General features: G+C 45.3%; 20 protein-coding genes. 13 read left to right on the top strand and 7 right to left on the bottom strand.

The features are described 5' to 3' along the window. Positions 1-411 precede the first annotated feature (411 nt). From mhpT to B3D47_RS13205, 3 genes are all read left to right on the top strand, one after another. A complete protein-coding gene (gene mhpT, locus B3D47_RS13215; protein WP_163172565.1) occupies positions 412-1,626 on the top strand; it encodes a 3-(3-hydroxy-phenyl)propionate transporter MhpT in 1,215 nt (404 codons plus the stop codon). Between the two features lie 608 nt (positions 1,627-2,234). Next, entirely contained in the window at positions 2,235-2,864 is a 630-nt protein-coding gene (pncA, locus tag B3D47_RS13210; protein WP_286862418.1) for a bifunctional nicotinamidase/pyrazinamidase, read from the top strand. A gap of 114 nt (positions 2,865-2,978) precedes the next feature. Continuing rightward, complete coding sequence (locus B3D47_RS13205; protein ID WP_253170338.1) at positions 2,979-3,932, top strand: bile acid:sodium symporter family protein; 954 nt, start codon at positions 2,979-2,981, stop codon at positions 3,930-3,932. 67 nt (positions 3,933-3,999) lie between these two features. On the opposite strand, the gene B3D47_RS13200 is transcribed toward B3D47_RS13205, so the two are convergent. Further along, positions 4,000-5,253, bottom strand: a complete 1,254-nt coding sequence (locus B3D47_RS13200) for a hypothetical protein (protein ID WP_004890913.1) — start codon at positions 5,251-5,253, stop codon at positions 4,000-4,002. Positions 5,254-5,330: 77 nt separating this feature from the next. Here B3D47_RS13200 and serB point away from each other — a divergent pair, with 77 nt between their 5' ends. The 3 genes from serB to B3D47_RS13185 all read left to right on the top strand — a co-directional run bounded on the left by serB (position 5,331) and on the right by B3D47_RS13185 (position 7,928). Continuing rightward, positions 5,331-6,557 carry a phosphoserine phosphatase SerB gene (serB, locus tag B3D47_RS13195; protein ID WP_004890910.1) on the top strand — a complete coding sequence of 409 codons (1,227 nt, stop codon included), beginning with the start codon at positions 5,331-5,333 and terminating at the stop codon, positions 6,555-6,557. A 412-nt stretch (positions 6,558-6,969) separates the two neighbouring features. Further along, the gene (gene aciT, locus B3D47_RS13190) at positions 6,970-7,305 is read left to right on the top strand and encodes a ciprofloxacin tolerance protein AciT (protein ID WP_004890907.1); all 336 of its coding nucleotides are present in this window, start codon (positions 6,970-6,972) and stop codon (positions 7,303-7,305) included. 143 nt (positions 7,306-7,448) lie between these two features. Then, positions 7,449-7,928 (top strand): hypothetical protein, encoded by a 480-nt coding sequence (locus tag B3D47_RS13185; RefSeq protein WP_004813874.1) that lies wholly within the window; start codon positions 7,449-7,451, stop codon positions 7,926-7,928. A gap of 320 nt (positions 7,929-8,248) precedes the next feature. On the opposite strand, the gene dtd is transcribed toward B3D47_RS13185, so the two are convergent. Next, positions 8,249-8,689: a D-aminoacyl-tRNA deacylase gene (gene dtd, locus B3D47_RS13180; RefSeq protein ID WP_163167620.1), complete on the bottom strand. Its 441-nt coding sequence runs from the start codon at positions 8,687-8,689 to the stop codon at positions 8,249-8,251. A gap of 222 nt (positions 8,690-8,911) precedes the next feature. On the opposite strand from dtd, the gene B3D47_RS13175 reads away from it, so the two are divergent. The 5 genes from B3D47_RS13175 (at position 8,912) to asd (ending at position 14,333) form a co-directional block, all read left to right on the top strand. Then, the gene (locus B3D47_RS13175) at positions 8,912-10,426 is read left to right on the top strand and encodes a catalase (protein ID WP_286862413.1); all 1,515 of its coding nucleotides are present in this window, start codon (positions 8,912-8,914) and stop codon (positions 10,424-10,426) included. Positions 10,427-10,611: 185 nt separating this feature from the next. Next, positions 10,612-11,142 (top strand): ankyrin repeat domain-containing protein, encoded by a 531-nt coding sequence (locus B3D47_RS13170; protein WP_286862411.1) that lies wholly within the window; start codon positions 10,612-10,614, stop codon positions 11,140-11,142. A gap of 118 nt (positions 11,143-11,260) precedes the next feature. Next, positions 11,261-12,472, top strand: a complete 1,212-nt coding sequence (gene pncB, locus B3D47_RS13165; RefSeq protein WP_253170334.1) for a nicotinate phosphoribosyltransferase — start codon at positions 11,261-11,263, stop codon at positions 12,470-12,472. 164 nt (positions 12,473-12,636) lie between these two features. Next, positions 12,637-13,485 (top strand): sulfurtransferase, encoded by an 849-nt coding sequence (locus B3D47_RS13160; RefSeq protein ID WP_286862408.1) that lies wholly within the window; start codon positions 12,637-12,639, stop codon positions 13,483-13,485. Then, on the top strand, positions 13,482-14,333 hold the full coding sequence (asd, locus tag B3D47_RS13155; protein ID WP_004813864.1) for an archaetidylserine decarboxylase: 852 nt from the start codon (positions 13,482-13,484) through the stop codon (positions 14,331-14,333). Before B3D47_RS13160 ends, asd begins: the two co-directional genes overlap by 4 nt. 91 nt (positions 14,334-14,424) lie before the next feature. Here the strand turns inward: asd and B3D47_RS13150 are convergent, their stop codons facing one another. Next, on the bottom strand, positions 14,425-15,039 hold the full coding sequence (locus B3D47_RS13150; protein ID WP_004813862.1) for an SPOR domain-containing protein: 615 nt from the start codon (positions 15,037-15,039) through the stop codon (positions 14,425-14,427). 411 nt (positions 15,040-15,450) lie between these two features. Continuing rightward, the gene (argS, locus tag B3D47_RS13145; protein WP_286862405.1) at positions 15,451-17,241 is read right to left on the bottom strand and encodes an arginine--tRNA ligase; all 1,791 of its coding nucleotides are present in this window, start codon (positions 17,239-17,241) and stop codon (positions 15,451-15,453) included. A gap of 255 nt (positions 17,242-17,496) precedes the next feature. Between argS and B3D47_RS13140 the strand changes: the two genes are divergently transcribed. Next, a complete protein-coding gene (locus B3D47_RS13140) occupies positions 17,497-17,784 on the top strand; it encodes a DUF2798 domain-containing protein (RefSeq protein ID WP_286862404.1) in 288 nt (95 codons plus the stop codon). Positions 17,785-18,082: 298 nt separating this feature from the next. Here B3D47_RS13140 and B3D47_RS13135 read toward each other — a convergent pair whose 3' ends face one another. Genes B3D47_RS13135 through B3D47_RS13125 form a run of 3 tightly spaced genes read right to left on the bottom strand, consistent with a single transcriptional unit; the run spans position 18,083 to position 20,536 of the window. Continuing rightward, on the bottom strand, positions 18,083-19,384 hold the full coding sequence (locus B3D47_RS13135) for a DUF445 domain-containing protein (RefSeq protein WP_004890880.1): 1,302 nt from the start codon (positions 19,382-19,384) through the stop codon (positions 18,083-18,085). Positions 19,385-19,392: 8 nt separating this feature from the next. Next, the gene (locus B3D47_RS13130; RefSeq protein ID WP_286862402.1) at positions 19,393-19,947 is read right to left on the bottom strand and encodes a CC0125/CC1285 family lipoprotein; all 555 of its coding nucleotides are present in this window, start codon (positions 19,945-19,947) and stop codon (positions 19,393-19,395) included. Between the two features lie 49 nt (positions 19,948-19,996). Then, the gene (locus tag B3D47_RS13125; RefSeq protein WP_004890874.1) at positions 19,997-20,536 is read right to left on the bottom strand and encodes a DUF924 family protein; all 540 of its coding nucleotides are present in this window, start codon (positions 20,534-20,536) and stop codon (positions 19,997-19,999) included. Between the two features lie 210 nt (positions 20,537-20,746). Between B3D47_RS13125 and gshA the strand changes: the two genes are divergently transcribed. Next, entirely contained in the window at positions 20,747-22,324 is a 1,578-nt protein-coding gene (gene gshA, locus B3D47_RS13120) for a glutamate--cysteine ligase (protein ID WP_004890871.1), read from the top strand. The last annotated feature ends 16 nt before the right edge of the window (positions 22,325-22,340 follow it).

Raw genomic sequence — 22,340 nt, 5'->3', positions numbered from 1 at the left:
ACTGTTTAAGTAAGTTATTACATTGAAAATTCAAATAGTTAAGCGATTATTTAAGATTTATAAATGATTATCCAATAGCTAAAACATATCAATAATACAAGGATAGACATGGTTAAAAATGCATTGAAATCCCTGTACTAATTCTTTTTAGATATTAATGAATCTTTAGATATTTATTGAATGTTGGATTTTTTTAGCTGATCTGTAAGCCTTAAATCCTTAAACAGGAATTTTCTGGCAATGACAATAATTGTTTTTGCGACTTTCTAAGGATTCTATCTCAAACAACAGCACCGATCCCTGTATCTGTATATCCCACTAAAACATTCAACTTATTGGTAGTTAAATCCGACTTCGGTCTCATAGATGATGACGGCTCTATTTGAACGCTGATTGAACAAGGATAATCCAATGGAAAAATCAGATAATAAGCATGCTATCGTCACGGTCGCGATCTGTTTTCTGATTGCAGTGATTGAAGGCTTAGATATTCAGGCTGCAGGTATTGCAGCAGCGGGTATTCGTGAGCATTTTGGTCTCGATAGCTCACAATTGGGTGTATTTTTCAGTGCAGGGATTCTGGGCCTATTGCCTGGTGCACTGGTCGGTGGTCGTATTGCGGACCGTATTGGCCGTAAGACTGTTTTGATCTGGTCTACAGCGGTGTTCGCTGTATTCACACTTTGTACAGTATGGGTCAATAGCTTTAACTCATTATTGGCTGTACGTTTCTTGGCAGGTGCGGGTCTCGGGGCGGCAATGCCAATCTTAATTACGCTTGCATCTGAAGCTGTAACACCTGCAAATCGTGGTCGTGCAGTCGGCTTGATGTACTGTGGTATGCCAGTCGGTGCAGCAATTCTGTCACTGATTGCAGCGACTGAATTTGGTGCAAACTGGAAAAACATTTTTTACCTCGGGGGATTATTACCAATCATCGTGATTCCAGTGATGATGTTCTTATTGCCTGAGTCTAAAGAGTACTTAAAAGCGAAAGATCTAGCAGAAAATGCACCTGCTGATGCTGCGCCTAAAGGTGCGTTTAAAGACCTGTTTAACTCACAAAACCTGCTACGTACCATGTTCATCTGGGTAAGCTACTTCTTCACATTGATGGTGGTATACATCATGCTGAGCTGGTTGCCATCTCTATTCCAAGAACTTGGCTTCACACGTAAAGAAGGTGCTACTGCTCAGTTCTACTTCATGCTAAGTGCGACTGTAGGTACAGTGATTCTAGGGGTGTTAACTGACCGCTGGAAGAAAGCATACGTCATTCTATTAATGTACGGCGGTATCTTGGCAGGTCTATTGGCGCTAAACGCCGCAGGTTCATTAACACAAATGTACATGGCATCAGCGCTAGTGGGTGCATTCGTTATTGGCTGTCAAGGTGTATTGTATGCCTTCGGTGGTATTGTTTACCCAACAGAAGTTCGTGGTACGGGTGTTGGTGTTGCATCAGCAGTAGGCCGTATTGGTGCAATGCTTGGACCAGCAATTGCAGGTAGTCTGTTAACTGCAGGCTTCGGTGCGGCGGGTGTAATCTCAGCAGCGATCCCATGTATTATTATCTCAGCAGTATTCATGTTGTTCTTGGTTCGTAAAATGAACAGTGTGGCATAAGCGAAACTGAATAAAAAAACCCGCAGGATGCGGGTTTTTTTATGCCTCAAAGGATGATTCAAACGACATAAATGAACGTCTTAAAACCTATGTCGCTATTCAAATTCAGCCACATTTGTCATGATTACACTAAAAAATAATTACAAATAAGAAAGAGTGCTTGGCTCAAAAACTACGTATTGCGCATTTCCTACAACCACATCAAAACTATACGCTATGAATCATTCAGGACGAAATTGAGCTTGAGTTACCTCATCTCCTTGAAACTCAAACACACTCTTTCTGGACGGGCATAGCTCAGCTTTGAAGATCAAGCGCGTATGATGATGTCAATCTATAGATCAATGTCTTTAAGCTAATGATGCAATGCCGGAATATTTTGATTGGCTATATACGACGTCATACACTGGCTTATTTTTACTTTCGTACCATAATGCCAGGTAAAGCCAAAATCTACTTACGTTTTGTGCGCCATTTGGCCCAAGAATTGCCCGAATATGATTTTTGTCAGAATGCGCAGTCATTCTATTTTTGTCACCGGGACTAAAAAACAGCATGGTTTTTAGGCTATGCTTGGGCATCATCAAGATTTCAAGGAATGAGAGCGTATGCAGCAGAATGCCGCGTTGATTGTTGTGGATGTTCAGAAGGGATTTACCCCGGGAGGTAATCTGGCAGTCGCAGGTGCGGATCAGATTATTCCGAATATCAATCAACTAGGACAATACTTTAGTAATATTGTACTGACCCAGGACTGGCATCCAGAAAATCACATTTCCTTTGCAGCTCATCATCCTGACAAAGTTACCTATGACACGATCCAGCTAGAGTATGGCCCTCAGGTGCTCTGGCCAAGCCACTGTGTGCAGGGCACTGCGGATGCTGAACTGCATCCAGAATTGGATCTGCCACAAGCGCAGCTGATTATTCGCAAAGGCTTTCATCAAAATATCGACAGTTACTCTGCTTTTATGGAAGCAGACCGGAAAACCAGTACCGGTCTGGCAGGTTATCTGCGAGAACGTGGTATCGATACGGTATTTATTGTTGGAATTGCCACCGATTTCTGTGTGGCGTGGACAGCGATGGATGCCTGCAAACTGGGTTTTAAGTCCTATGTAATTGCGGATGCTACTAAAGGCATTGACCTAAATGGTTCACTGCAACATGCCTGGCAGGATATGCTGGCTCAAGGAGTAAAAAGGATTTATCTGAAAGATATAATCGATGTGGCCTAAACGCTGGCTTTATTATTTTTGAGCTGATCTGCTTTCAGACGAGTTGATATATTTATATATTTTGAGGCATCAAACGATGCCTCGATTTCCTTTTAAATGCCCCCGGATTTCCCCATGTCAGCACTCCTTCAATTTAGCCAGTTTGTCCAAAAGACCTTTGCTTTGTGGGTGATTCTGTTTTCTGCTATTGCCCTGATACTACCGGAGCTTTTTGTCTGGCTACGTGCCTATATTCCCTGGATGTTGGGCCTGATCATGCTAGGTATGGGCATGACCATGACAGTAGGCGATTTTAAAAGTGTGTTACAGAGTCCAAAAGCAGTGGCAATTGGGGTGGTGGCCCAGTTTATGGTGATGCCAGGGCTGGCTTTTCTCCTATGTCAGCTGTTCCAGCTCCCGGCTGAAATTGCGATAGGGGTAATCCTGGTGGGTTGCTGCCCGGGTGGAACTGCATCCAATGTGATTACCTACATGGCCAAAGGCAATACCGCCCTGTCTGTGGCCTGTACTTCGGTTTCAACTTTGCTGGCACCTGTTTTAACCCCGGCTATTTTCTATCTGCTGGCCAGTCAGTGGATTGAGATCAATGCCTGGTCAATGCTGGTATCAATTCTGCAAGTGGTATTATTTCCGATTATTTTGGGCCTGATTATCCGTGCCATTTTAAAGGCTAAAGTTGAGGCTTATATCCAGGTAATGCCACTGATCTCGGTGATTGCGATTGTCGCAATTGTCGCCGCAATTATTGCTGGCAGTAAAACTCAGATTCTGGAATCCGGACTAATGATTTTAGGCATTGTCGCCTTACACAATGGCCTGGGTTATTTGCTTGGTTATTGGGCTAGCAGAATCTTCAAACTGGCTGAAATTGACTGCCGTGCGGTGTCGATTGAAGTGGGGATGCAGAACTCAGGGCTAGGTGTGGCTTTGGCTGCAACCCATTTTGCTGCATCTCCCATCACAGCCGTACCGAGTGCCATTTTTAGCTTATGGCACAATATTTCTGGACCAGCCTTGGCTACTTATTGGGCAGCTAGAAAACCCGCTGAGACGGATCAGCAGAACTGATGCCAGCAGAAACAAGGAATAAAAAAAGCCCGATGCTAAGATCGGGCTTTTTACTCTTCAAAATTTATTAGGAGGCTTTGGACTGTTTCGATTTCAGGATATCGGTTCGGAAGCTTTGCGCCAGTTCTGCCATCTCGGCATCCATCCCATTCATCACGAAAGCATGACGGGTCAGGACATTGGTTGGATTTGGCATGCTGACCAGTTCATAGTGATCAGAAATAGATTTAAGTAAGAAATTCGGGACATGTACCGCACTTTCACGCGCTATCAGTTGCTGTGCCAGACGTTCAGCCGCTTGAGTTGAATTCAGCTGCATTTCATCCACTTTTGAAGCGATCGCGCTGCGTGTCTGCAAGACAAAACGTTTATCTTCACGATAGCGTTTGTACAGCACTTCAGAAAGTAACTGGAAGACATAGCTGATCAGGGTGAGGCAGGCGAGGGCATTGGGCTTGTCTGCGGCAATACTCAGTGTTGCACCTTTTTCATCAAACTTGTGTACCGTCCAGACATCCGAACTGTTCAGTTTATAATGTTGTACGCACAGTTCAGTGGCCTTATTTAGGAAGATCTGACACAAGTTGAAATAAGGCACAGACACAGTCTTGTTGACCGAATCCAGCAGCTGTTTGGGATCATAGAACTGGATATTCAGCGACAGGGTATCTTTTTCGACTACAGCCGGCGTGCTGTCTTTTTCCTTTGGCTTATTGTGAACCGCTTGCTGTGCCTGAGCAATTGCCAAAGCCGCATTGTGTTTTTCCTGTTCCAGTGCCTGAGTCAGCGTTTGAATTTCAAATTTCAGACGTGATTCATTATTGATGCGCGCCAGGTATTCACTGCGGCTTGGACGGGCAATGGCGCGATAAGCTAACCATAATAAACTATGCAGAATGAAAGAGAATAAAATCGCTGTCCACTGGGTACGCAGAATTTCACCGATACTTGGCTCAATCAAAGTAATCTCAACTGAACCGACTTTTTTCTCGTTAAGTAATGCTTCGCGGACAAAAACCTCACCATCTCGGGTTTTCGTCAGACCACCAGTGGCTAAAACCTGAGCATTTGCATCCAGGATGCGAATTGAGGCAACACTTGGGTTAGTGGAATAACGATTTGCCAGTAAAGCCAATGAAACACGATTGGCTGGATCCAGCTCAGCTAGGCTGTCTGTCACCAGTTGACTGGTCATGAGCTGACCTTGGCTGGCACGGTTTTCATTCAGCTGGTGAGTGGTTGCCAATACCAGTAAGAAGGTATGAAGGGCAAAACTTATAATCAGTAGGCTAGCAAATAGCCCTTGTCTAGGCGCATTCAACGTAAACTTCCAAGGCAATTCTATTCAAATTCGATTATGATTCTAACAATAGTTGTAGCTCAGACCCGAGTCAATTCATGCGAGAAATCATTCTTATATCATTCTTAGGACCCGACCAGCCTAATCAATTTACACGATTAATGCAGGTTTTGTCCGCTCATTCCTTACAGATCCTGGATGTTGGACAAGCGGTTATTCATAACCAGTTGACCTTAGGTATTGTTGTATCTTCGGACGACCAGACCGCTACCGCATTAGCCATGAAGGAAATCCTGATTCTAGCACATGATATCGGGTTAACAGTGCGCTTTAAACCGATCTCTGTCACAGAATACAATCAATGGGTCAAAGAAGGCGGTCAGACCCGTTATATCGTGACCGCATTGGCCCCGGAATTAAAGGCTTCCCACTTGCAAGCCGTGACCCAGATCGTGTCCAGTCAAGGCTTTAATATTGAAACTGTAACCCGACTCTCCGGTCGTCCGGTACTGGACGATGATGATACGGAGGCTGGACCAAAACGTGCCTGTGTACAGTTCAGCCTGAAAGGTCAGATGCTGGATGCCGCAGCAATGCGTACAGCCTGCCTAAGCCTGTCTACGGCACTGAATGTCGATGTTGCAGTTCAGGAAGACAATGTTTATCGCCGTAACCGTCGTCTAGTCTGCTTTGATATGGACTCGACCCTGATCGAGCAGGAAGTGATTGACGAGCTGGCAATTGAAGCAGGTGTCGGTGCACAGGTGGCTGAAATCACCGAACGTGCCATGCAGGGCGAGTTAGACTTCCAGCAAAGCTTCCGTGCACGTGTAGCACTACTAAAAGGCATGGATGCATCTGTGCTGCCGAAGATCGCAGAACGTCTGACCATTACTGAAGGTGCAGAACGTCTGATCTCTACCTTGAAAGCACTGGGTTATCGCACCGCAATTCTTTCTGGCGGCTTCCAGTACTTTGCTGAGCATCTGCAAGCCAAGCTAGGCATTGATGAGGTCCATGCCAATGTCCTCGATGTTGAGGATGGGATTGTGACAGGTGAAGTCAAAGGTCATATTGTTGATGGTGCGCGTAAGGCGCATCTGTTAATGACGATTGCTGAAGAGATGGGTATTTCCCTGGAACAGGCAATTGCCGTGGGTGATGGTGCCAATGACCTACCAATGCTATCGATTGCCGGTTTAGGCGTGGCATTCCGTGCCAAGCCACTGGTCCGTCAGAATGCCAATCAGGCGATTTCTAGTGTCGGTCTGGATGGCGTACTGTACCTGCTTGGTGTACATGACAAAGACCTCAGCCGTGCCTGAGATTAGCGATTTTTAAGATAGAAACGCGGTCAAATGGCCGCGTTTTTTTTATGCTGATTGATCACGCGCTGAAGAGTAGTAGAGGGAACTATATAGAAATATACCGATCATCTTAAACGGAAAAATAATTTTTTCAGTCCAGAAAAACGGCGTTTATTTTGTAATGACACGCCAGCATCGATGGGGCAAATGTTTCGGAAAAACTCTAAAAATAAAAAATGTAATGACAAAATAATATCGCGACAGAATATGTCGTTGAACAGAAATAAAGGACTTTTTTTAGTCAAAAAACTCATCATAATGCTGGCATAGATAGACAAATCAATATATTCCACGAAGTGGATTTTACGACATTCAACCATGAGAACCGCTGCATTACTTGCATGATCTGGGGTTGGACGGAGGGGATTTTATGGTAACAGCGAATTTAGCAACAATTGTGGGCTTTAGTCTGGTAGCCGCTGCTGTACTTGTTGTGTTCTTCTCGCCGTATCGTCGCTGGTTAAGTTTTATGGTGGCTGGAATGTTTACCTGGGGGCTGATTGAAGTCATTCGCCTGGGAACACAGACACTATTTGAACTGCCAATGACCTATGGTTATTTAGCGGCGTTATCGAGCGTGATGGTCATAGTAACTCTATTGTTGCTACGTGAAGATCGTCGTGCCGAGCGCGCACTGGCCAAGCGCCGCTGCATCGAACATACACCTGTTTATGAAGATGACCAGCAGCAGTTATCCAGCCGATAATTGCGCTATTAAAAACAATAAAAACAAATGCACCTTCGGGTGCATTTTTTGTTAACGATCATCTACAAACTGCATGCTTAACCTCCTTGTAATTTATGCTAGGATAGCTATCAATTTTCGTACAATTACAATAGGCATAACTCATGAAACTGTCGTCAATTCCTGTCCTGAAACTTCCTTTGGTCGATCTCAGTACCGACCCGCTTGATTTACTGGTTGCAGGCTTGGCTTTGCGTATGAAGCAGTTGGCACGTACCAGTCCGAAATTTATTGAATTGGTCCATGAGCGTCAGTTCCGTATTCAGATCGGTACAGATGAAGGTCTGGCGCGCCAGATTATTGTCAATAACGGCGATATTGATACTGTATCAGGTAATGCTGAGCCGGCAGATTTTGTATTGCAGTTTGCAGACAGCGAGCAGGGTGTTAAAACTTTGATGAAAGGTGACCCAACCGCATTTATGACCGGCATGCAAAACGGCACTATCAAAATGGAAGGTGACTTCGGTTTGTTGGTCTGGTTTAACCAAGTGGCGAAAATGCTTCCACCAAAATTGCCAAAACCGGTAAAAGAAAAAGTGAAGCTGGTACGTCAGTTCATTAAAGAGAAAACTGGTAAATAAGATTTAAATTTTTTAAAAGATCTGGAATGCTAGTCAATTAAATAATTGGTTAGCATTTTTTTCGAGCTTAGAAAATATTGGACACATGAAATATCATCCGCAATTGTTTCAGGCAAGACTAGAGCTAAAAGAGATTGTTTCTGCGAGACATATATTCATTGATCAGACCTGACGAGTTTTGCGGTGAGGAGCATTGCTTCGCAAGATGCCTCCCTTGCGAAGCTCCACTTCTCATTCAGGCAAAACCAAAGTAATAAAGACTGATCTAAAAGAATAATTTATAAAGAAAAAACTTCGAGAAAAAAGTATCTGAGAGCTTATTATTCAACTTCCAGATTAAACGTTACAGGTCCATCATTGACCAGATGAACTTTCATATCGGCGGCAAAAATACCAGTTTGTACATGATCGAACTGGCTTTGTGCATATTCAACTAGCTGTTCATACAAGTCTTTTGCTTCAGCCGGTGGCATGGCCGGACCGAAGTCAGGACGTAAACCTTTTTGGGTTTGGGCCATCAGGGTAAACTGTGAAACCAGCAATAAACCACCGCCCGCCTGGGCAACGTTCCAGCCCATTTTTCCCTGTTCATCATCAAAGAAACGGTATTTCAGAATTTTATCAATCAGCTTCTGGCCTTTTTCTAAGGTATCTTCCTTACCAATCCCTAAAAAGACCAAGATACCGTGCTGAATTTCTCCGGTTGTTTCACCCTCAACAACGACTTTGGCTTCTAGCACTCGCTGTAATAATGCGCGCATATTTGACTCAAAAACTGAAAATTATGTGCATTGTACAAGAACCGCAGCAAGTCTGCAGATTAGCTCTGCTTAAAATGTATTCTAATCTATTGACTATATTTGATAATATTTTAAAAAATCTAAAAACACGATTGAATTTATAAAAATTATCTGTTTTATCTATTTTTTAATCTCGAGTATCTTAGCCCATGCAGGAAAGGTAATAAATTGAGAGATTTAGAAATGTTTAAGCGTTCATTACTGGTTGCAATGCTTGCAACTGTCACAGCCGCACAAGCTGCCCCATTAACTAAAGATAACGGCGCGCCAGTGGGGGATAACCAGAACTCGATCACTGCTGGTCCAAAAGGTTCCGTTTTACTTCAAGATGTACAATTAGTTCAAAAATTACAACGTTTTGGTCGTGAGCGTATTCCTGAGCGTGTGGTACATGCGCGTGGTACAGGGGCATATGGTGAATTCGTTGCAACCAAAGACCTGTCTGATCTGACCCTTGCTTCATTGTTCAAAGCCGGTACTAAAACTCCAGTTTTCTTACGCTTCTCTACCGTAATTCATGGTAAAGGTTCACCAGAGACTTTACGTGACCCGCACGGTTTCGCAGTGAAGTTCTACACACAAGAAGGTAACTGGGACTTGGTCGGTAACCAGACACCAGTCTTCTTTATCCGTGATGCGATCAAATTCCCAGACTTCATTCATGCCATGAAGCCAAGCCCGGTGACTAACGTACAAGATGCCAACCGTGTGTTTGATTTCTTGTCGAGCCAGCCATGGGCAACCAACATGCTGACCTATGTATACGGCAAGCAAGGTGTTCCAACCAGCTACCGCGAACAGGACGGTTTTGGTGTTCACGCTTACAAACTGTATAACGACAAAGGCGAATACAAGTACGTGAAATTCAACTTCCGTTCTAAACAAGGCGTGAAGGGCTTGAACGTGAAAGAAGCGGCTGAGCAGCAAGGTAAAGATTTCAACCATTTGACCAATGATCTTTATAACAACATCTATGCAGGTAACTTCCCGAAATGGGATCTGTATATTCAGGTGATTGATCCTAAAGACCTGGGCAAGTTTGATTTCGATCCGCTAGATCCAACTAAAATCTGGCCAACTGAGCTGGTTCCAGAAACTAAAGTCGGTACCTTGACCCTGAACCGTATGCCGAAGAACTTCTTCAACGAGACTGAACAGTCGGCATTTGCGCCAGGTAACCTGGTTCCAGGTATCGAGCCATCAGAAGACCGTCTGCTACAAGGTCGAATCTTCTCTTACTCAGATACACAAATGTACCGTCTGGGTGCAAACCACCAGCAGATTCCGGTCAACCGTCCAGTGGTAAATGTGAATAACAACAACCAGGATGGCTACATGAATGTCTCTGAGCGTGACTCGGACGTGAACTATGAGCCAAGCCGTAAAGAGCCAAAAGCTGCCACTGAAAAAGCACGTGCGGTACAAACACCATTATCTGGTCATGTACAGCAAATTGGCGTGAAAGAGCAGAACTTCAAGCAGGCTGGTGAACTTTACCGCTCATACACAGCTAAAGAGAAAGATGACCTGATCATGAACCTTGCTGCTGACCTGGGCAATGTCAAAGATTCAGAAACCAAGCACATCATGTTGTCTTATTTCTATAAAGCAGATGCAGACTACGGTACCCGTATGACCAAAGCGGTGAACGGTAACCTGGCGACGGTTAAAGCCAAAGCTGCAAAATTAAAAGACTAATCCCGATTGGTCTTGAGGAACTGGTGACTAGGGCATAGCGCATCACCTCCGAAAAGTCCTGTAAAACTCCAAACCTTTCCTGCACCCTAGGGGGAGTTTTACAGGCACTCCGTTTCTATCTCATCTCAGGTGAATTGAATCCTGAGTGACTGAAATTTTCTTTTTGATTTCTGTTGGAGTTCATCATGAAAGTTATGCCAGAAGCATTTTTAGCCAGTATTCTTGCCTTCAGTTCCGCATTCGCAACTGCTGCTGAAGCGAAGAATGTCTCCCCTGCAAAAACTGCGACAAGCGTTCAGATGACCTCACAACAGGAATTAGTCGACCTGTTCTTCGCTGCCGCCAAAATTGGCAATAGCGAAGTCATCAACGAATTTTTAAAACATGACTTTCCGGTCGATGTGCGCAATAAAGACGGTTATACCCCGTTGATGATGGCGACCTATTATGGTCACCAGAGTATTGTTACAACCTTGCTGAAACATGGTGCAGACCGTTGTGCCCGAGACAACCGCGGCAACACGGCTTTAATGGGTGCCTTATTCAAAATGGAATTTGCCATTGCCAAGCAGCTGCGTCAGGTGGATTGTGATGCCCAAGCCAAAAAGGCCGGACAAAAAACCACGGCTGAATTTGCTAAAGTGATTGGCCAGGAAAAAAAGCTACAAAAAATCATTCAGGAAGCAGAAAAACTTAAAGCAAAAGCAGACAAATAGGCTGTTATTTACAGCAGTACTTTGGTCTATATTTCTCCTGGCTGTATGTAATTGCTGCAATATTGCAGGGCTTTTTATGCTTTAATGCAAAGATAAGCACAGCGATATTTCCTAAGTTATGGCGCCAATCATCCAATCCCTGCTTGATACTGACTTGTACAAATTCACCATGTTACAAGTGGTATTACACAAGTTTCCGCAAACGCACAGTCTTTATCATTTCCGTTGCCGTAATCTTGAAGATACGGTTTATCCACTCACGGATATCCTGGATGATCTGAACCATCAGCTTGATCTGCTCTGCCAGCTGAAATTTAAAGAAGATGAACTGCAGTATTTACGCAGCTTGCGTTTTATCAAAAGTGATTTTGTGGATTATCTGGAGCTGTTCCAGCTCAAACGCCGCTTTATCAAGGCGACCATCGACAGTGAAGGTCGTTTAGACATTACCGTTGAAGGCCCAATGGTTCAGGCCATGATGTTTGAAATCTTTGTCCTGGCGATTGTCAACGAACTGTATTTCAGCCGGATCCGTACCCCAGAAGTGCTGATAGAAGGTAAACGTCGGCTGCAGGCCAAAATGCAACTACTGAAACAGTACGATGCTTCGCAGGATTCAAATGATCCGCCATTTCTGGTATCTGATTTTGGTACCCGCCGCCGTTACAGCTTCGAGTGGCAAAAGCATGTGGTGGAAGAATTTAATAAGGCAGCGCCACAAGTCTTCCGTGGAACCAGTAATGTACTATTAGCCAAAGAATTGGGTATTACGCCAATTGGTACGATGGCGCATGAATTTCTGCAAGCTTTCCAGGCACTGGATGTACGCCTGCGTGATTTCCAGAAAGCAGCACTTGAAACCTGGGTGCAGGAATATCGTGGTGATCTGGGAATTGCCCTGACTGATGTGGTCGGGATGGATGCCTTCTTACGTGATTTCGACCTGTATTTTGCCAAGCTGTTTGATGGCCTGCGTCATGACAGTGGCGATCCTTACGAATGGGGCGATAAAGCCTATGCCCACTATAAAAAACTGAAAATAGACAGCAAAACCAAGATGCTGACTTTCAGTGATGGCCTGAATCTGGAAAAAGCCTGGAAACTGCATCAGTACTTCAAAGATCGCTTCCAGGTCAGCTTCGGGATCGGAACGAATTTGACCAATGACATGGGGCAGACACCGCTGAATATCGTGCTGAAACTGGTGGAATGTAACCGTCAGTCAGTCGCGAAAATTTCTGACAGTCCAGGAAAAACCATGACCGACAATGATACCTTCCTTGCGTATCTGCGTCAGGTATTTGACATCAGCGAAGTCGCTGAACAGTAATCTCAATCAGCCGTCTCCAACCTGAGACGGTTTTTTTATGCAATGTCCTGTCTGCTAGGGTCATTAGCATAAATTGTGATAAATAACCCAATAAAAACCGCATAATTGTGAAAATGAGCTGTGCTAAGATCAGACTGATTTGAACCAGAATACCTATGATAACGATGACAGCTTCAGCTTTTAATTTGGGTCTACTGATAGAAACAGAAGACTTGGTGCCGCATCTGGGCAATGAAAAACTCCGTATTGTTGACCTGAGCCGTGCCTCTGTTTATGAACAGTTGCATATTCCACATGCACTCCATTTACAGCCAAAAATGCTGGTTCGTCAGGAAGAGCAAGCTTTGGGTTTATTACCGGATCAAGAAGGCCTAGAAGCACTGGTTGGTTATCTGAACATTTCTCCTGAGCATCATGTCGTGGCTTATGATGATGAAGGTGGGGCTTGGGCAGGGCGTCTGTTATGGAACTTACATTGTTTAGGATTTGAGAACACCAGCTTACTTAATGGTGGTATTCATGCCTGGTTAGCGGCTGGGCTGCCGACTTCCTCTGATCCGGTGAAGCTGGAGCCAGTCGAACAACTGGTGCAGATCAACCTTAACCAGGAAAATGCAGTACGGATTGACTATGAAGCCCTACGTCAGCAGGTCGAGCAAGGGCAGATCCAGCTCTGGGATTGTCGTACTGAAGATGAATATACCGGCCTGCGTCTGACAGCACGACGCGGCGGTCACATTCCGGGAGCACGTCATTTTGAATGGAGTACTGCCCTTAACCGTGAAAATCATTTAAAATTACACCCTTTGCAGCGCACACAACAGCGCCTGGAACAACTGGGTTTTAATCTTAAGCAGCCTGTGGTGGTGTACTGTCAGTCACATCACCGCTCCGGGCTGGCCTATATCTTAGGACGTCTGCTCGGCTGGAAAATCCAAGCTTATGACGGTGCGTGGAGTGAATGGGGCAACCGCCTCGATAGTCCAATCGCTACAGGGGAGTTGCCATCTTGAGCATCACATCGCGTTTAAAACAACAATTATTTATCCAGGCTCAGAAAGTGGTGCCACAGCATCGTCTGTCTCGTGTGGTAGGTAAAATTGCAGCCAGTGAAAATCCGGTTGTAAAAACTGCGGTGATTTCTGCTTTTAAAGCCAAATACGGTATCGACATGTCGATTGCGGAGCAGACCAATGCCTTGAAGTTCAAGTCATTTAATGATTTCTTTACCCGTGGTCTAAGAACCGGAGTGCGTGCGGTCGACGCTGACCAGGGCAGTATTGTTTCTCCTGCCGATGGTGCCATTTCCCAGCTCGGCAAGATTGAAAATGGTGATGTGTTCCAGGCCAAAGGCCAAAAGTTTACAGTTGAAAATCTGATTGCCGATCCACAACTAGCGCAGCCATTCAAAAACGGTGAATTTGCCACAGTATATCTGTCACCACGTGACTATCACCGTGTGCATATGCCATTTGCTGGCACACTGACAGAAACCCTGTATGTACCGGGTGAACTGTTCTCGGTCAATCAGACGACAGCAGAAAATATTCCAGGCCTGTTTGCACGTAATGAGCGCATGGTGTGCCTGTTTGATACTGAGCTTGGTCGTATGGCAGTGGTGCTTGTTGGGGCCATGATTGTAGCCGGTATTGAAACCGTGGCGACGGGTAAAGTAAAACCTTCAGGCCGGATTGAATTGAACCAGCATAATCTGTTTCTAGAAAAAGGTGCAGAACTTGGCCGTTTCTACCTGGGCTCAACGGCTGTCATTCTGTTTGAAGAAAACAAGATGCAATGGGATGAGAAGTTTAAAGCCAATTCAACAGTGTTGATGGGTGAAGCTTTAGGGCATACCGTTTAAGAAAATTCCTCCCGACCTTCCTTTGAAAAGGGAGGAATTAAAAGGTACAAAAAAAAGCGCCATCAGGCGCTTTTTTAGATCTAGAATTTATTTATTGCTTCACAACAATCGAATCGATACCACTATGCTGCAAAGTCTGTTGTGCAATCACCGCCGCTTCTACAGAATCATAAGGACCGGAAACCACACGGTACCAGACCTTGCCATTTTCAACACTTCTGACCACATCCGCAGATAGGCCATTCAGGATAATCTCGGCACGGCGTGCATCTGCCTGATCCGGATCATCAAAACTGCGTACTTGTAGAATATAGGTCGCTACTGGTGCAACAGGTTCTTCAGTTACCAGTCCCGGCTCATTCACAGTTTCAGGTGCAGCTTCCTCAGTTCGAGGAGCTTCTACAATGACCACAGCATCCTGTTTATTGGTTTCAGGCACAGCCTGTTCAGGAATTGGAGTAACCTGCTGTTTCGGCAACAGGTCATAGAAGCGATAATCCTTGTTGGTGTCTTCCTCTTCATAATGCTGAGAAGTGATCTGATCATTGTTTGGTTTTACAGGTTCCCATGGCTTCCACAGCATGAGCGCCACCAGAAAACTTAACACGATTAAAATGATCACGAGTGTGCCTAGCCATGCAGGAATCAATGGCTTCTTTGGCTTGTTCGGACGTTCAGATACACCGCGTTGCGTTTTTCCAAACACTGGGGATTTCCTCTTGTATTTATTTTACCAGACAGAAAAAGGCATAACCGGTGTTATGCCTTACTCTCTGCATCGTATGTGATCGTAATACAAATGTCATTATACAAATCACCCACTCCACAGGATATTTTTATGAACTAGATGTCAAATCGGACATCTAATTCATAGTTTTGGCTGTCTACTTGCATGCTTACTCTGAACAAAGTTCTTCGTCTTGCGTCAAATGTAAAAGCAATGCTTTACATTTCCACTTCGAGCCCAGCTCTCGTCTTGCGAGCATGCAAAGCAGTGCTTTGCTTACATGCTCACTTCGAACAAAGTTCTTCGTCTTGCGTCAATGTAAAAGCAGTGCTTTACATTTCCACTTCGAGCCTAGCTCTCGTCTTGCGAGCATGCAAAGCAGTGCTTTGCTTACATGCTCTCAGGAGCTGATACGCCAAGAAGTTCCAGACCATTACGGAGCACTTGACGTACATTTACAGACAACAGCAAACGAGCTTGAGTCAGTTCAGCATCATCACCGAGTACTTTATTCTCATTGTACCAACCATGGAACAATGCAGCCAATTCTTTCAGATAGTTACCCACCTGGTGCGGTTCATAGCTGTTTGCAGCACGAACCACAATCTCAGGGTAGGCTGCCAGTTTTGCCAGGATTTCAGTTTCAGCATCCAGCTCGAGCTTAGCGGCCAGACCACGTGCAGTCACAGCATCAAAGTTTACGCCAGTCGCGACCGCCTTTTCTAACATACGGCAGATACGTGCATGGGCATACTGGATATAGTACACAGCGTTGTCCTTGCTTTGTGACACTGCAAGGTCAAGGTCAAAGTCAATGTGCTGCTCAGACTTACGCATCACATAGTAGAACCGTGCTGCGTCATTACCCACTTCTTTACGCAGGTCACGCAAAGTCACGAACTGACCTGAACGAGATGACATTTGCACCATCTCACCACCACGCCATAAGCTGACGAACTGCACTAACAGCACAGTCAGTTTCTTCGAGTCATAGCCTAGTGCATCAATCGCGGCTTTTACACGTGCGATATAACCGTGGTGATCTGAACCCCAGATATCAATGATATCGGTATAGCCACGTTGGAGTTTATTTAAATGGTATGCAATGTCAGATGCGAAATAAGTCGTTTGACCATTACGGCGTTTGACCACACGGTCTTTTTCATCACCAAATTCAGTTGATTTGAACCAGATATTGCCATCTTTTTCGTATAAGAAACCACGTTGATCCAGCGTTTGTAATGCTTCTTCAATTTTTTCTGTCAAAGACGCTTCACTGAACCACTGGTTGAAAGTTACACCAAATTCACCAAGGTCATCTTTAATATCATCAAGAATCGCTTTAAGCGCTGCTTGATGGAACACGCGGTAACCTTCGCCAATTAAGCTTTGAGAATTGAATATCAAGCCATCGATATGTTTTTCTTTATCGCCTGAAAGTATGACTTTATTGCCTTCAGCATCCGGTTCAGCCGCAAACTGCACATCTTCAGGTACGTCTTTGTAGACATCTGCCACCGGGCGTACATAGGCATCGCCATCCTGGTCGATAATGCTTTGTGCGATCTCTTTAACGTAGTCACCTTGATAGGCATTTTTCGGGAATACCAGTTCTTGGCCAGTCAATTCCAGATAACGTAAATAAGTTGAAGTCGCCAGAATATCCATTTGGCGGCCGGCATCATTCACATAATATTCGCGGTCAACTTTGGCACCTGTTGCTTCTAACAGGTTCGCTACGGTCATACCATATGCAGCACCACGGCCATGACCCACATGCAGGCTAGAGGTTGGATTCGCAGAAACGAATTCCACCTGGATGCGTTTTTCCGCATTGGCCTGGGTACGACCATAGGTCGTTTGTTGTGCTTGGATCTGGTCTAGAACTGCGAAACGCTGGTCAGCATTCAGGAAGAAGTTAATGAAACCCGGGCCTGCAATCTCGGCTTTGCTGATATCTGCAACTTCTGGCAAGGCAGCAAGGATTTTTTCTGCTAAATCACGCGGCTTCATACCCGCAGCTTTAGACGCGATCATGGCAATATTTGATGCAAAGTCACCGTGGCTACGGTCTTTGGTACGCGTCAAATTACTTGTATTGTTCCAGTCAGATGGGAGTACGTTTTGTGCCTGTAAGGTTTGCACTGCATGATCGAGAGCTGCTTGGATTGCCGTATTCATAATCAGTCGAAAATAGATATCGCAGAAAAACAGCAAATATAGCAAATTTCCGACTCTTTAGGTAAAACCATTTATGGGGAATAAAAAATATACGATCGGTAGCTGGAAGATTTATACAAAATTGTCATTTATTCGTTCGTATATCACATAAAGAATATCGTAATAAGCAAGTTGCAAAATTTGCTATAAAAATGAATCCTCAATCACTAAAAATAGCCTATATTAACCAGACTGAAATAACAAAAAGAGCTTGCAGTGGATTCGCGACAACGTCCAGTTATCTTTGGCAATATTCCTAAACTTCCCGCTAAATGGGCGCTGATAATTATCCCTTTCATCCTGTCCTGCCTGATGAGCGGTATCATTTCTTTCATTAATATGCTGCGTACTTTGGGCTGGATTGAAGGTTTTATTTCCTTATGGCTGCACAACTGGATGATTTCCTGGGCGTTCGCTTTCCCGATCGTGCTGCTATTGTTGCCATTCGTACGTAAGCTCACTGGCCTGTTGGTGGATATGAGTGGCTCACAACTGCCGAAGTAGATTTATTGATTGCATACCACTCACGCGTTGATTGAGTGGATTTACCTGCCGATTTTGAAAAGTATACAGCTGGCCCGAATGATCAATTTTCAGGACTCTGGCTTGCACTAGAGCAAGCCGGAAGATCTCCAGTTTTTTGAGATTAAGCAGGACAAAAGGATTACCAAGATTGTTCTAGCAGGAACTACACCTGACCTTGTACTGCTTAAAACACGCTTAAGGTTTCCTACGGTTCTTATCCAGCAAATAGAAACTTGGATGATAGCTCGATCCATGAGATTTGAGCATAAGCTAAGAATCAAAGCACATATTCGACAATGGCCCGGATAATGCCCAGTACCAGGCCGATAAAGGCCCCGACCACCACGCCGTTGACCCGGATCATATGCAGATCGCCACCGACCTCATTTTCAATCTTGTCAATCATTTCACGTGAATCCCACTCATGAATCCGTTCACTGATAAAACGGATGACTTTCTCGCTGTATTGATCACTTAAGTCAACTGCCATATTACTCATACGATTATTCAGTAATTCACGCACTGAACTGTTGGAAATGATATTTTCACCCACTTGCTGAATGGCAATACGTAGATTTTCTGCAATACCGGAATCCGGTTTTTCCAGATCTGCCTTGATCGCATCACAGAGAATCACCACGGCACCACTAATGAAGTTCAGTACCTGTGGGCTGTCCAGCAGGGCATCTTTAGCAGAATTTAGACGCTGACTGGCATCGCTATCATTGTCAGCCAGTTGCAGCATCAGCTGATGGGCAGACTCTTCAATCTTTAAGCGCCAAGGATGATCCGGATCTGCCAGCATGGCTTCGACGCGCTGAATTACCGAGTCGATACTGCGCTGTTGCACGTCAATCCCGATCCAGCTGGCACCCTTTGCCAATTTCCACACCCCCATTTCCTTAAACAGGGTACGGGTCAGTTCACGGGTCTGCTCCGGATGAGACGTCATCCAGGCATGTACCAGATCCAGGCCACGTTGCAGAACATCCTGATGAAAATCATTTTCCAGTACAGCGCGCAACATCTCACTGGCCAGATGATTGATCTGGGTGCTTTTCACCCATTGCACACTATTGCTCTGAATAAAGCCGGAAATCTGTTCCTGACCGACAAATTCAAAGATCCGTGGAGCAGTCTGCTGGATGACCTGAGTCACCTGACGGTTATTCTCCGGATTTGCCAGCCAGCGGCCTGCTGCCAGGCTCAGGTCGGTACTGGCCAGACTACGCTCCACAATTTGTGGAGACAGGAAGTTTTCCTGCACAAAGCGACCCATCGACTCGGCAATACGGGCCTTATTGCGTGGAATGATCTCGGTGTGGTCACGCAGAAACCTGGGAATGGGCAACTTGCCAAAAGGATTGCGGAACAGAACGGTAATTGCGTACCAGTCTGCCATTCCACCTACCACACCTGCTTCTGCAGACAGCATCAGGATATGGATCAACCATACATATTCTGGCAGTAATTTGGCAGCGACCATCAGTGCCAGCCAGGTGACGACAGCCACAATTAAGGCAATGGTGGCAAAACGTTTACTGCGTTGCAGGCTCGGTGAACTGGTCTCTGTCTGCATAAAGACTCCTATTTAGTCATAGTCACAGGCTGTGGCTGCAGTATCTCACCTGTTGGGCTCAGACCATATTTAGCGCCGAGCGATTGTAGAATCAAGCGAGCATCGAAGGCATCTTTGGGCGCCTGTCCCTGTTTAAAGCATTCAATCATATAGGCAATCTGTGCTGGCTCTACAGTGACACGATACGGCATGTCATAGAAGGGATCAGGCCAATAAAATGGATGACGGCGATAATAGCCATAGGGATATGGCATGGGTGTGGGATAGACGATTGCTTCACGCGGAGGTCGTTGGGTACGGTTGCTTGGATCATCCAGCACCCGAAAGAACTGGAAACCATTCTGTATAGTCGTCTGGGCCGCCTTAACTAAGGTAATTTCTTCAGCTGTCCCAAAGCTCATGTTTGGACGCGCCTTGAAACTGATCCGGTAAGTCTGGGCATTGAGAGGTGTAGTACTGTACTGGCCGAGCTGATCAAAGGTCAGTGGTTTGGAAGGCGTCGTTGCACAGCCTGAAAGCAGGGCAGTGCTTGCAAATGCTAAGGCGATGATGGTCTTCTTCATCTTCGTTCTCCTGATGGGGTGATCCAGCGACAGCAGTACCTGAAAATACCTAAAAACTGCTATCCGGCTGGGTCAGGAAACTTAATTCTTCCTCGGTAGATTCACGGCCCAGAATCTGGTTGCGATGTGGGTAGCGTCCAAAGCGTTCGATAATGATTTTATGCTTGATTTCATATTCGAGATTAGACGGATTACCGAGGCGTTGAAATAGTTTGAAGGCATATTCATGAATCAGTCTGGATTCACTGTGCATGAACGGCATATATAAAAAAGCCCGCTGTTCCGGACTGAGCTGCTTGTCCAGATCCAGGCTAATGGCTTCCTGTGCCAGAGCTAGAGCCAGGCTATCCTGGGCAAAAGCACGTGCAGTACCCCGAAAAATATTGCGAGAAAACTGGTCCAGAACAATGATTTCTGCCAGACGGCCTTCGGCAGTTTTACGCCAGGACCATAATTCGGCCTGACTTGCCTGTTCCAGAATTTCTGAAAATTGCTCAGTCAAACTTTGGTCGAAATGGTCGCTTTTGGCAAACCAGTTCGGCTGGTTCTCGGCACTAAACCAGAAGTCCAAAATATCTTGATAATTCATAAGGTTTACAATTCATTAGCATTTATTTGTTAATAAAATCACAAATTTCACATGTCTTATAGAGAAAGTTTGTGTTAAAAATTTGCGGAATTAAAATCAATGGTTTGCCTGAAAAGCAGGCAGGGTGTAATGTGCGGATCTAAAATCACGTTATACTCTTATAAAATGATGATTTTATTTTAATAGTTTAGCCCATTAAGCGAGATTGTAATGAGTCAACCTGAATCGACCAGCCAAGCTGTATTACCAACTTGGGTGGATTCGTCGCTCATCAAGGGGATGCTGCGCGGAATTGAGCGAGAAAGCCTGCGTATGCAAGGTAATGGCTTTCTGTCGCAAAGGCCGCATCCTGTAGCACTAGGTTCAGCCCTGACTCATCCGCATATCACCACTGACTATTCTGAAGCCTTGATGGAGTTTATTACTCCGCCAAAAGACAGTATTCGTGGCGCTTTGGATTACCTGATGGATATCCATGCCATCGTACATCGCAAACTGGAAGATGAAGAAAAGCTGTGGCCGATGTCGATGCCATGCATGCTCGACAGCAGCGATGACAGCATTCCACTGGCGCAGTACGGTTCTTCCAATATTGGTTTATTCAAGACACTTTACCGTCGTGGTCTAGGTGTGCGCTATGGTCGCCGTATGCAGACCATTTCGGGCGTACATTATAATCTGTCTTTCCCGGATCATTTCTTCGAAGCGCTACAGGCCAACGAAAGTGATGAATCACTGCGTAACTTAAGCCTGCAGGATTACCGTAGCCACCGTTATATGGGGCTGATCCGTAATTTTATCCGACTGACACCATTGGTGATGTTCCTGGTCGGTGCTAGCCCGGCAGTGTGCCAATGCTTTATGACCGGTCGTGACCATCAGCTGTTGCCACTTACTCGCGGCACCTTATATACCCCATATTCAACTGCATTGCGCATGGGCCGTTTCGGTTATCAGAACTCAGCCCAAAAGCAGCTCGGTATTCATTACAATAACTTGCAGGACTATCTGGAAGGTCTGCAAAAAGCAGTTAAAACACCATATAAACAATTTACCCGTCTGGGCCTTGAAGATGCAGCAGGACAACCAATCCAGATCAATGATCATGTGCTACAGATCGAAAATGAATATTACAGTCTGGTACGTCCAAAGCAGGTGCCAGAAGCCGGTGAAACTCCATCACAGGCACTGGCAAATCGTGGTATTGGCTATGTGGAACTGCGTGCAGTGGATGTCAATCCATACAGCCCGATCGGGATTGATGAACATACCGCAGGCTTCCTGGAAGTAGTTGCACTGTACTGTTTATTGCAGGACAGCCCGGCACTGCTGAGCGATGAGCAGGACATCATCGAAAAGAATCAGGCTGAAGTGGTCAATCGTGGTCGTGCTCCGAATGCGGCTATTCTGGAAAATGGTCAAAAATATCTAATCGAAGACTGGTGTGCAGTTCATCTGGCGCGCATGCAGCCGCTGGCAGAATTATTGGATGCAGCATATGGCAATAATCTTTACACGACGGCCATGAAAACCATGCAAATCCGTGTTGATGAAGTCGATGCGACACTTTCTGCGCTTGTAGTGGGTGATATCCGTAAGCAGGGTGGCATGTGGCATTTCGGCCAGGTGCTGGCACAGCAGCATGCTGCGGTTTATCAAGCGCATCAGCTCAGTAAAAAAACCACTGCATATTTTGATGAGTTAGTACAAAAGTCCTTGCAGCAACAGCAGGAACTCGAGCAAGATAGCAGCATCAGCTTTGCTGAATATCTCGCTCAATTTCGATAAAAAACAAGAGGATCGA

The sequence above is a fragment of the Acinetobacter sp. UBA3461 genome (assembly GCF_002381195.1).
Lineage (GTDB): Bacteria > Pseudomonadota > Gammaproteobacteria > Pseudomonadales > Moraxellaceae > Acinetobacter > Acinetobacter schindleri.
The sequence above is the reverse complement of the archived record's forward strand: the minus strand, read 5'-3'. Positions and strand labels throughout refer to the sequence as shown.